Source organism: Methylobacterium fujisawaense (assembly GCF_039619325.1).
Classification (GTDB): Bacteria; Pseudomonadota; Alphaproteobacteria; order Rhizobiales; family Beijerinckiaceae; genus Methylobacterium; species Methylobacterium fujisawaense.
This window is the reverse complement of the sequence record NZ_CP155000.1, coordinates 2,264,807-2,275,146: the sequence shown is the minus strand read 5'-3', so window position 1 is coordinate 2,275,146 and position 10,340 is coordinate 2,264,807. Positions and strand designations below refer to the sequence as shown.

At 68.9% G+C, this 10,340-nt stretch carries 11 protein-coding genes; 6 read left to right on the top strand and 5 right to left on the bottom strand.

All coding sequences use genetic code 11. The annotated features are described in order from the left end of the window. Window positions 1-86 precede the first annotated feature (86 nt). Window positions 87-1,520 (top strand): glutamate synthase subunit beta, encoded by a 1,434-nt coding sequence (locus tag ABC766_RS10800; RefSeq protein WP_279897741.1) that lies wholly within the window; start codon window positions 87-89, stop codon window positions 1,518-1,520. Window positions 1,521-1,548: 28 nt separating this feature from the next. On the opposite strand, the gene ABC766_RS10795 is transcribed toward ABC766_RS10800, so the two are convergent. The 3 genes from ABC766_RS10795 to galE all read right to left on the bottom strand — a co-directional run bounded on the left by ABC766_RS10795 (window position 1,549) and on the right by galE (window position 5,260). Continuing rightward, complete coding sequence (locus ABC766_RS10795; RefSeq protein ID WP_051044907.1) at window positions 1,549-2,976, bottom strand: SGNH/GDSL hydrolase family protein; 1,428 nt, start codon at window positions 2,974-2,976, stop codon at window positions 1,549-1,551. A gap of 93 nt (window positions 2,977-3,069) precedes the next feature. Further along, window positions 3,070-4,263, bottom strand: a complete 1,194-nt coding sequence (locus ABC766_RS10790) for a lytic murein transglycosylase (RefSeq protein WP_345822201.1) — start codon at window positions 4,261-4,263, stop codon at window positions 3,070-3,072. Between the two features lie 4 nt (window positions 4,264-4,267). Next, entirely contained in the window at window positions 4,268-5,260 is a 993-nt protein-coding gene (gene galE / locus ABC766_RS10785) for a UDP-glucose 4-epimerase GalE (protein WP_043353807.1), read from the bottom strand. A 175-nt stretch (window positions 5,261-5,435) separates the two neighbouring features. Here galE and galU point away from each other — a divergent pair, with 175 nt between their 5' ends. After that, a complete protein-coding gene (gene galU / locus ABC766_RS10780) occupies window positions 5,436-6,305 on the top strand; it encodes a UTP--glucose-1-phosphate uridylyltransferase GalU (RefSeq protein ID WP_043380421.1) in 870 nt (289 codons plus the stop codon). 336 nt (window positions 6,306-6,641) lie between these two features. Here galU and ABC766_RS10775 read toward each other — a convergent pair whose 3' ends face one another. Continuing rightward, window positions 6,642-7,544 (bottom strand): N-formylglutamate amidohydrolase, encoded by a 903-nt coding sequence (locus tag ABC766_RS10775; RefSeq protein WP_287091081.1) that lies wholly within the window; start codon window positions 7,542-7,544, stop codon window positions 6,642-6,644. A 206-nt stretch (window positions 7,545-7,750) separates the two neighbouring features. Here ABC766_RS10775 and cpdR point away from each other — a divergent pair, with 206 nt between their 5' ends. The 4 genes from cpdR to ABC766_RS10755 all read left to right on the top strand — a co-directional run bounded on the left by cpdR (window position 7,751) and on the right by ABC766_RS10755 (window position 9,824). Then, window positions 7,751-8,107 (top strand): cell cycle two-component system response regulator CpdR, encoded by a 357-nt coding sequence (gene cpdR / locus ABC766_RS10770; protein ID WP_003603128.1) that lies wholly within the window; start codon window positions 7,751-7,753, stop codon window positions 8,105-8,107. Window positions 8,108-8,225: 118 nt separating this feature from the next. Continuing rightward, entirely contained in the window at window positions 8,226-8,495 is a 270-nt protein-coding gene (gene grxC, locus ABC766_RS10765) for a glutaredoxin 3 (RefSeq protein WP_043353813.1), read from the top strand. Further along, entirely contained in the window at window positions 8,488-9,369 is an 882-nt protein-coding gene (locus tag ABC766_RS10760) for a carbon-nitrogen hydrolase family protein (protein WP_345822161.1), read from the top strand. Before grxC ends, ABC766_RS10760 begins: the two co-directional genes overlap by 8 nt. Then, window positions 9,366-9,824, top strand: a complete 459-nt coding sequence (locus tag ABC766_RS10755; protein WP_043353816.1) for a DUF1178 family protein — start codon at window positions 9,366-9,368, stop codon at window positions 9,822-9,824. Before ABC766_RS10760 ends, ABC766_RS10755 begins: the two co-directional genes overlap by 4 nt. Before the next feature lie 25 nt (window positions 9,825-9,849). Here ABC766_RS10755 and ABC766_RS10750 read toward each other — a convergent pair whose 3' ends face one another. After that, complete coding sequence (locus ABC766_RS10750) at window positions 9,850-10,338, bottom strand: disulfide bond formation protein B (RefSeq protein WP_043380413.1); 489 nt, start codon at window positions 10,336-10,338, stop codon at window positions 9,850-9,852. Window positions 10,339-10,340 lie beyond the last annotated feature (2 nt).

Genomic DNA, 10,340 nt, shown 5'->3' with positions numbered 1-10,340 from the left:
GGGCGGTTCGCCGCCCGGTCACGCACGCATGATGTGAGACGACGCGGGCAGCGCAGTCACGGACTGGCCGGCCCAGGGGCGGACCAATGGGCAAGATCACAGGTTTCCTCGAGTTCGACCGGCAGGAGCAGAAGTACCAGCTCGCCGCCGACCGGGTCCGGCATTTCCGCGAATTCACGCTGCCGCTCGACGAGCACGACCTGACCAAACAGGCGGCCCGCTGCATGGATTGCGGCATCCCGTTCTGTCACGGCCCGACGGGCTGCCCGGTCCACAACCAGATCCCGGACTGGAACGACCTCGTCTTCCAGTCGGATTGGGAGGAGGCTGCGCGCAACCTCCATTCCACCAACAACTTCCCCGAGTTCACCGGCCGCATCTGCCCCGCGCCGTGCGAGGAAGCCTGCACGCTGAATCTCGAGAACCAGCCCGTCGCCATCAAGACGATCGAGCAGGCGATCGCCGACCGGGCCTGGAACATGGGCTGGGTCAAGCCCGAGCCCGCAGAGACCCGCACCGGCAAGCGCGTCGCCATCGTCGGCTCCGGTCCCGCGGGCATGGCGGCGGCGCAGCAGCTCGCCCGGGTCGGTCACGACGTCCATGTCTTCGAGCGCGAGCCGAAGGCCGGCGGCCTGCTGCGCTACGGCATCCCCGACTTCAAGATGGAGAAGCGGCACATCGACCGGCGCGTGCGCCAGATGGAGGCCGAGGGCGTCGTCTTCCACTACAACCAGAACATCGGCGTGACGAAGTCGGTGGACGAGCTCAAGGCCGAGTTCGACGCCGTGATGTTCTGCGGCGGCGCCGAGGATCCCCGCAACCCGCAGCTCCCGGGACAGGAGCTGGAGGGCGTTCACTACGCGATGCCCTACCTCGTCCAGTCGAACCGCCGGGTCAGCAGCGAGCCGATGCGCGGCAACGGCGAGCCGCCGATCCTGGCGGGCGGCAAGAACGTGGTCGTCATCGGCGGCGGCGACACCGCCTCCGACTGCGTCGGTACGGCGTTCCGCCAGGGTGCCCTGTCGGTGACGCAGCTCGACATCCGCCCCCGTCCCCCCGAGCGGGAGGACAAGCTGACCGTGTGGCCGTACTGGCCGACGAAGATGCGGACCTCGTCCAGCCAGGCTGAGGGGGCGGAGCGGGAGTTCCAGGCCGCGACGCTCCGGCTCCAGGGCAACAAGAAGGGCCAGCTCACCGGTGTGGTCTGCGCCCGGGTCGACGCCAAGCGTCAGCCGATTCCCGGCACCGAGTTCGTCCTGCCCGCCGACCTCGTCTTCATGGCGATCGGCTTCGCCGGCTCGGTCCAGAAGGGTCTCCTGGAGCAATCCGGAATCGGCGTGAGCAAGCGCGGCAACGTCGAGGCCAACGAGGACGACTACCAGACCTCGGATCCGAAGATCTGGGCGGCGGGCGACATGCGCCGCGGCCAGTCCCTGGTGGTCTGGGCTATTCGCGAGGGACGTCAGGCGGCGCGCGCCATCGACGAGACCCTGATGGGCGCGAGCGTCCTGCCGCGCTGAGGCCGACCGAGAGAGAGGCGCGCCCGGCTCAGCCGGGCGGCCAGCGGAAATCGTCGGCGCGGCCGGGCTGCGGCATGGGGGCGTTTCCGCGCAGAAGCGTCCGCTCCACGGTGCCGAGGTTGTCCGGCTCGCGCGGCCGCCCGTTCAGGAGGGCGCCGCCGGGCGAGACCTCCATGCGGCTCAGCGGGACCACAGGTCCGGCCGCGGGCTTGACCGGAAGCGCCGGCACACCGGGGGGTTCCGGCAGGCTCGGCAGCATGGCGGTGATCTGGCGATCGATCGCCGCGGTGTCGGTTGCCGGCGCGGGCCCGTCGAGGCTGGGCCCCGAGGTCGAGGACGGCGCCGTCGGCGCAACGGTTGCGGTGGGCGAAGGCTCGGCCGATCCCGGCACGGTGCCCATGAGGCGCTTCAGCTCGACATCGGCGAAATGCGCGAGCTTGCGGTCACCCGCTTTGGTGAAGTGGACACCGTCCGCGGTGCGCAGCTTGGCGATCTGTCCTTCCGGATCCGGTCCCGACGCCGCGTACCGGTCCCGATCGTCGACGAAGCCCGGCCAGATATCGACATAGGTGCCGCCGGCCTTGGTCACGCTGTCGCGCACGATCTCGTTCAGCGACGCGAGATCGCGGCTCAGCGATTCGCTCTGCATCGGCGGCAATCCGACCCAGATCAGCGGGATCCTGCGATCGACGAACACCTTCACCAGCGCTTCGACCCGTGCGCGATAGAGGGCACGCCAGCGATCCGTCAGCGGATCGACCGTCTCGTCCCCGTCGCGGATCGGCTGCCGATCGTTGGCGCCCATCATCACGAAGGCGTAGCGCACCTTCGCGTTGCTCTGGAGATAATCCTGGGCAACCTTCGGCCAGTCGACCACGTCCTTGCGCACGAGGCCGCTGTCGCCTTTGGCACGGTCGATCACGGCGACGTCGGCATTGTCCTCGAAGACGTCGTCGAGGCCCTTCGCGAGATGGTCGGCCAGGGAATCACCGAACACGGCGATCTGGACGTTCGGCTCGGTCTTGGCGACGGCCGGCTTCGGCGGCGTCGGCGCCCGCGCCGGGCGGACCCGCCGCTTCACCGCGGGAGCCGGTCGTTGTGCCTCCCCGGTCGCGTAGGGGGGACGTGAGCGTGGCGCCCGGTAGGTGCGCTCCGGCTGTGGCGCCACCGGCTGCGGCCTGTCCTCCCAGGGCCAGTAGAACTGGCGCGGCGCCTCCTGCTGCGGCGCATATCGCGGTTGGCGCCCGTATGTGCCGTCATCACGGTAATACGCATCCCGTGGCCGACGCCGCGGTGGAGCCTCGTAATAGGTGCCGCCGCCGGGCTGCTGATAGCTGTCGCCCCATTGCGCGCGGGCCGGTCCCCCGCCGAGGACGGACAGACCGGCGAGCCCCAGCAGGGCCGCGAGGCCGAGGAGCAACGGGCGTTCCGAGTGACGCCGACGAGCGACTACCATGCGCATCCCGTACGCTGTACGCCGAACCCAACCCGTTCGGAACGCGCCCAGTATAGGTGGAAGCTGACGGCGGGTCTAAACCTCTCGCGGGGATCAGCGTCGCGGCGAGGCCGGCTGTCCCGTGACCCGGCTGAGCAGGGCCGGCGTGGCATAGCCGTCAGCCGGCAATCCGACGCTGATCTGATAGCGGCGCACCGCCTCACGCAGCTTCGGGCCGGCGCGGCCATCCGTCGGACCGTCGTAGAAGCCGGCGGCCGCCAGACCGGTCTGCAGGTCCCGAAGGCCCGGCCCGTCGAGGCGCGCCCCTGCGGCCGGCCAGGGAGCCGCCAGCGGCGGTCCGCCGCCGAGACGGTCCGCGAGGTGGCCCACGGCCAGCGCGTAGGAATCCGACGTGTTGTACCCCCGGATCACCTCGAAATTGTCGGTGATCAGGAAGACCGGGGCGCCGAGGCCCCCGGGCAGGAACAGGCTGGCCCGGCCGCGGCCGGGCAGAGGTTTTCCGTCCGTGCGGGCAACGCCGCGTTCGGCGAACGAGCCGAGCTCGCCGCTGTATCGGCTCAGGTCGAAATCCTTCGGCAGCCGCACCTCGTAGCCCCAGGACAGGGTCGGATCCCAGCCGAGATCCTTGAGGTAGGCCGCGATCGAGGCGAGCGAATCCGCCGCGCTGGCCCAGATGTCGCGCCGCCCGTCCCCGTCGAAATCGACCGCATGTGCCAGATAGGTGGAGGGCAGGAACTGGACCTGGCCCATGGCCCCGGCCCAGCTGCCGCTCATCCGGTCGGGCGTGATGTCGCCACGCTGCAGGATCGTGAGGGCGGCGAGGAGTTCGTCGCGAAACAGCGTGCCACGGTGGCGCGCCGCGGCCAGAGTCGCCAGCGCCCGTATGGTGGGAACGCTGCCCGCGCTGGCCCCGAAATCCGATTCCACGCCCCAGAATGCCGTGACCATCGGCCCCGGTACGCCGAAGCGGGTTTCGATGGCCTGGAGGGTCGTTGCGACGGTGGCGGCACGGGCGCGTCCGCGCGCGATGCGTCCGGGGGAGACGGCGCCGACGAGGTAGTCCCAGACGGGCCGGACGAATTCGCTCTGGCGGCGCGTATGCGCCAGGATGCCGGGGTCCGGGCCGGTGATTCCGCGGAAGGCCGCGTCGAAGGTCTGCGCGGAGACGCCCCGCGCCGCCGCATCCGGGCGGAGCGCTGCCACGAAGGCCTGGAAGGTATCTTCGGCGCGGACCTCTCCCGCGGCGAGACAGGCCGCCGCGGCGAGCAGCCCTCTGCGAGACATCATTCGGTCAGATCCGGTTGCGCGTTTCCAGGCGCTCCTCCCAGGCCAGGGCCTGAGCGACGATGGCGTCCAGATCGTCATGCCGGGGCTGCCAGCCCAAGCGCTCGCGGATCAGCGCGCCCTCGGCCACGATCCGGGCCGGATCCCCCGCACGACGCGGGCAGAGCCTGACCTCGAAGTCGCGGCCGGATAGACGCTTCACGACCTCAATGACCTCGAGCACGGAGTAACCGCGGCCATAGCCGCAATTCAGCGTCAGGCTGTCGCCGCCCGACCGGAGGTGGTCGAGGGCCAGACGATGCGCTTCGGCAAGGTCCGAGACCTGGATGTAGTCGCGCAGGCAGGACCCGTCGGGGGTCGGGTAATCGGTCCCAAAGACGTCGAGCCGCGCGCGCTGTCCTCGCGCCGCCTGCGTGGCGACCTTGATGAGGTGGGTGGCATTCGGCGTCGACTGGCCGGACCGACCCTCAGGATCCGCGCCGGCCACGTTGAAATAGCGCAGAATGACGTACGAGAAGCCGTGCGCGGCCGCGGCATCGGCGATCATCCATTCGCTCATCAGCTTCGAGCGGCCGTAGGGATTGATCGGCTTCAGTGGCAGGTCTTCCGGAACCGGCACGACCTCGGGCTCCCCGTAGACGGCTGCGGTCGAGGAGAAGATGACGTGCCGGACGCCGGCCCGCACGGAGGCCTCGACCAACGATCGGGTCTTGACCGTGTTGGACAGGTAGTAACCCAGCGGATCGGCCACCGAGTCGGGCACGACGATCTTGGCGGCGAAGTGGGCGAGGGCATCGATCCGATGCTGAAGGATCGTCTGCGTGACAAGGGCTTGGTCGGCCACGTCTCCGACCACGAGCTTGACGCCCTCCGGAACCGCCCAGTCGAAGCCGGTGGACAGATCGTCCAGGACGATCACCTCCTCATGGCCCGCATCGAGCAGCGCCAGCACCATGTGGCTGCCGATGTAGCCGGCACCGCCCGTAACCAGAACCGCCATGACCCCCCACCCTGACGCCGTCCCGCCGAGCCTGATTACGCGATTGCAGACGGGAAATTTACGCTCCGCTGCTTCATACTATCGACGTAGAACCCTTGCGACGGCTCGCGTTAAGCTATCTCACTGACGGCACCGCCGACCACGTCGCTCCATCCTGTTCCGGGGTTACCGCCTGATGAAACCGATCCGCAAGGCCGTCCTGCCCGTCGCGGGCCTTGGCACGCGCTTCCTGCCAGCCACGAAGGCGGTCCCGAAGGAAATGCTCACGGTCGTGGACCGGCCGGTCGTGCAGCATGTCGTCGACGAGGCCCGTGAGGCGGGGATCGAGCACTTCATCTTCGTGACCGGTCGCGGCAAGGCCGTGATCGAGGATCATTTCGACATGGCGTTCGAACTCGACCACACGCTCCAGGAGCGGGGGAAGACGGCCGCCTATGAAGAACTGAAGAAGGACCTGCCGAAGGCGGGCCAGACGAGTTTCACCCGGCAGCAGGCCCCGCTGGGCCTGGGCCATGCGGTGTGGTGCGCCCGGGAGATCGTCGGCGACGAGCCCTTCGCGGTCCTGCTCCCCGACATGCTCAGCCGCGGCTGCATGAAGCAGATGCTGTCCGCCTATGAGCGCCACGGTGGCAACATCATCGCCGTCGAGGAGGTGAAGCCGGAGGAAACGCATCAGTACGGGATCGTGAGCGTCGGCGAGACCTACGGTCAGTCGTTCCAGATCACCGGCATGGTCGAGAAGCCCAAGCAGGGCACGGCGCCCTCGAACTTCATCATTTCCGGCCGATACATCCTGCAGCCCGAGATCTTCGGTATTCTCGAGCATGGCAAGAAGGGCGCTGGCGGCGAGATCCAGCTTACCGATGCCATGATCGACCTGATGGAGACGCAGGCGTTCTACGGCATGCGCTACGAGGGCCGGACCTACGACACCGGCTCGAAGCTCGGCTTCCTCACGGCCAATCTCGCCTACGCCCTCGATCGGGACGACCTCGCGGGGCCGCTGAAGGCTGAAATCGAGAAGCTCCTGAAGCGTCAGGGCTAAGGCGCGCCGTCTCCGGGGCTGCCGAACCGCCCAGGTCCAGGCCCCGACCGGCGAACGCGGTGATCGGGGCCGATCGCTCACCCGGAGACCGCGTGGGCCTCTTGAGTCCGTCGCACGCGGCTCAGGTATGCACGCAGAGCAGCGAGATCCGACGATTTGCCCTTGCTTCTTGTGCGGCGCACTTTAATTTGTGCGTTGCGGGATCGCGATGGCGTCGCGGTCCTGCTGCCCTTCTTGGGCGTTTCCTCCCTAGACTTCGGGCCGCTCCTTCGGGAGTGGCCTTTTTTCTGTCTGCTCCTCCCGCGCCCGTCTCCGCCGAACATCCCGGCGCGATCGCTACTCCGCGGCGATTTGGCGCGGAACGACGTCTGCGAGATCTCGGGCGACCTCGACGATCACGGCGCGCAAGGCTCCGACCAGGGCCGGAAAGCCCGGCGTCGTCGCGAGGCTGACCTCGTTCATGTAGAGGCCGCGGTTGACCTCGATCTGGAGCGCGTGGCGATCCAGGTTCGGCTCGCCATAATGCTCCGTGATGAACCCGCCCGCGTAGGGCTTGTTGCGCACCACGCGAAAACCCCGCGCCCGGAACGCGGCCTCGAACCCGTCGATCAGCGCGGGCGCGCAAGCCGTGCCATACCGGTCACCCAGCACCACGTCGGCCTTCATCTCCGGGTCGCGGCCCAGGCTCGATGAGGGCATCGAGTGGCAATCGATGAGCATGCAGCAACCATGCGCGCGCGCCGTGCGCTGGATGAGGCTGCGCAACGCGCGGTGATAGGGCTTGTACAGGCCCTCGATCCGGGCGGTCGCCTCGGCCACGGGCAGTCGCCGGGCGTAGATTTCCTGACCGTCTGCGACGACGCGCGGGACCGTCCCGAGGCCGCCGGCCACGCGCATCGACCGGGTGTTGGCGAAGGGCGGCAGGCGCCCGTCGAACATGCGGGGGTCGAGCTCGTACGGCTCGCGGTTCACGTCGAGGAAGGCGCGGGGGAAGTTGGCCCGCAGCAGCGGCGCGCCCAGTTCGACGACGGGCGCGAACAGGCGCTCGACATAGGCGTCCTCGGAGCGACGCAGCGCCAGGGCGTCGAGCCGCGAGGCTGCGATGAAGTCTGGGGGGTAGACGGCTCCAGAATGACCGGTATTGAAGACGAAGGGCAGGGTGTGCGCCGCGGGCTCGTCGACCGCAAAGGCCGGGGCAAATCCGAAGGCGTCTGGCTGTACCGGTTCGGATGCAGTCATCGGTTGGTGGACACCCCGGCGGTTGAACGAGGACGGCAGATGCTCACTGTGGTGCGCGATCGACCGCCTGTCCACTCCATGCCGGCGACTGGGGCAGTCGCCCGTGAGACACGCGGCTCCCGCTGCGCGCTCCATCCTAACACCTTGTTTACCATCGCCTCCCTTTATGGGATCAACTTCTCGACTCGAAGGCTCGGATCCGGCCGATGAAAATCCTGCTGGCGGAAGACGACAACGACATGCGCCGGTTTCTGGCCAAGGCGCTGCAGAATGCGGGCTATGATGTTCTGTCCTTCGACAATGGCCTCTCGGCCTACAACCGGCTGCGCGAGGAGCCGTTCGAGCTGCTGCTGACCGATATCGTGATGCCCGAGATGGACGGCATCGAACTGGCCCGCCGGGCCACCGAGCTCGATCCCGATATCAAGGTGATGTTCATCACCGGCTTCGCAGCCGTGGCCCTCAACCCGGATTCCAAGGCTCCGAAGGATGCGAAGGTCCTGTCGAAGCCCTTCCACCTGCGCGATCTCGTGAACGAGGTCGAAAAACTGCTGGCTGCCTGAGCCGGCCGCAGAGCCACCGGCATGTCGCGACCGAGTTTGCCTGTGGCGACACGGGCATAGGCAAGTCGCGTCCCGCACTCCTATATGGCGGGAGTTCACGGTCGGGACGACGTTCGCGATGCAGCCGGTCACAATCTACACCACGGGCTGGTGTCCCTACTGCTCGGCGGCCAAAAGCCTGCTGAAGGAAAAGGGCGTGGCCTTCCAGGAGATCGACGTCGAACGCGCGCAGGGCGCTCGAACCGCGATGGTCGAGCGCGCGGGCGGCCGTACGAGCGTGCCTCAGATCTTCATCGGTGCCACGCATGTCGGCGGCTGCGACGACCTGTACGCCCTCGACCGGGCGGGCAAGCTCGACCCGCTGCTCAAGGATACGGCCGATGCCTGAGTCCCGCTTCACGGCCGCCTGCGTGCAGATGCGGTCGGGGCGCGACCCTGCGGCGAACCGCGACGCGGCCGTGGCGGGTGTGCGCGAAGCGGCGTCCCGGGGCGCGGCCTACGTGCAGACTCCCGAGATGACATCCCTGGTGGAGCGGAGCCGCGAGCGCCTGTTCGCCCACGTCACCGCCGAGGAGCAGGACCAGACCCTGGCGGCCCTCCGCGAGACCGCGCGCCAGACCGGCACGGTCGTCCAGATCGGCTCGATCGCAGTCCGGTCCGGCGACAAGATCGCCAACCGGGCCTACCTGATCGGCGCCGATGGCGCGATCCTGGCGTCCTACGACAAGCTGCACCTCTTCGATGTCGACCTGCCGAGCGGCGAGCGGTGGCGGGAATCCGCCACCTATTCCGGAGGTGCCTGCGCGGTCCTCGCCGAGACGCCGTGGGCCACCCTCGGCCTGACGATCTGCTACGACATCCGATTTCCCGCCCTGTACCGCGCCCTCGCCGAAGCGGGCGCGGACGTGCTGACGGCACCCGCCTGCTTCACCCGTCAGACCGGGGAGGCCCATTGGCACGTCCTGCAGCGGGCGCGCGCCATCGAGACCGGCGCCTTCGTGATCTCGGCGGCGCAGGGCGGCCTGCACGAGGACGGACGCGAAACCTACGGCCATTCGCTGATCGTCGATCCCTGGGGCCGGGTGCTGGCCGATGCCGGCGGGGCCGAGCCCGGGATCATTCTGGCGGAGATCGACCTCGCGCAGGTCGCCGAGTCCCGGGCCCGCATCCCCTCGCTGCAGCACGGTCGGCCCTTCACCATCGAGCGCGTCTCTTCCCAGGCTCAAGCGGCGCATCAGGCAGCACAGCAAGCGACAGAATGATCCGCTACAGTCTCGTCTGCGAGGCCGGACACGGCTTCGAGAGCTGGTTCCCGTCCTCCGACTCCTACGACACGCAGGTCGAACGCGGGCTCGTGACGTGCCCGGTCTGCGACAGCGCCAAGGTCAGCAAGGCCCTGATGGTGCCGAGCGTCGCCCGCACGGATCGGGCGCGCGCACCCGCGCCGCCCGCGAAGGCGGAGGCGGAAGCGCCGGTGACCATGGTCGCCGAGCCGGAGCGTCAGTTGCGGGCGATGCTGCGCGCGCTCCGGGAGCATGTGGTGGCCAATGCCGAGCACGTCGGCGCGCGCTTTCCCGAAGAGGCGCGCAGGATCCATTACGGGGAGACCGAGGGCCGTTCGATCTATGGCGAGGCGACCCCCGCGGAGGCGCGCGCGCTGATCGACGAGGGCATCGAGGTGGCGGCGATCCCGGTCCTGCCGGACGACCGGAACTGAGCGGATACCAGACCCGCCCCGAGCCTCAGGGCCGCAGGGCGGCGGTCCCCGCGAACGACGCCAGCACAGCCGAGACAAGGGCACTCCAGCCGGCGAGCGAGATCCCGGCCACCCGCAGCGCCGCCACCGAGCAATCGACGACCTTCGTGGTCTGGAGCGCGTTGAGGAAGTCGCCGACCTGGCCCGGATTCGTCCCGGTGCCGCCCCCGCAATCGGCCGGCCCCGGCCAGAAGCCCCATTCCGCGCCGGCGTGGTAGACCCCGATGCCGGCGCCGTAGAGGAGGCCGAGGGCGGCCAGCCCGAGGGCGATCCGTGCCAGGCGCTCCGGCAGGAACAGGGCCAGAAGGCCCAGGGGGATCGCGGCGTAATAGGGCAGCCGCTCTGTCAGGCAGAGCTTGCACGGCGCGTAGCCGTATCCGTACTGCAGAACGAGCGCGGCTCCGACGGTGAGGGCGGAAGCGATTGCCAGCCAGAGGCCAGCGGTCTTGAGGCGCAGGGCGGCCGCCGTATTCATCG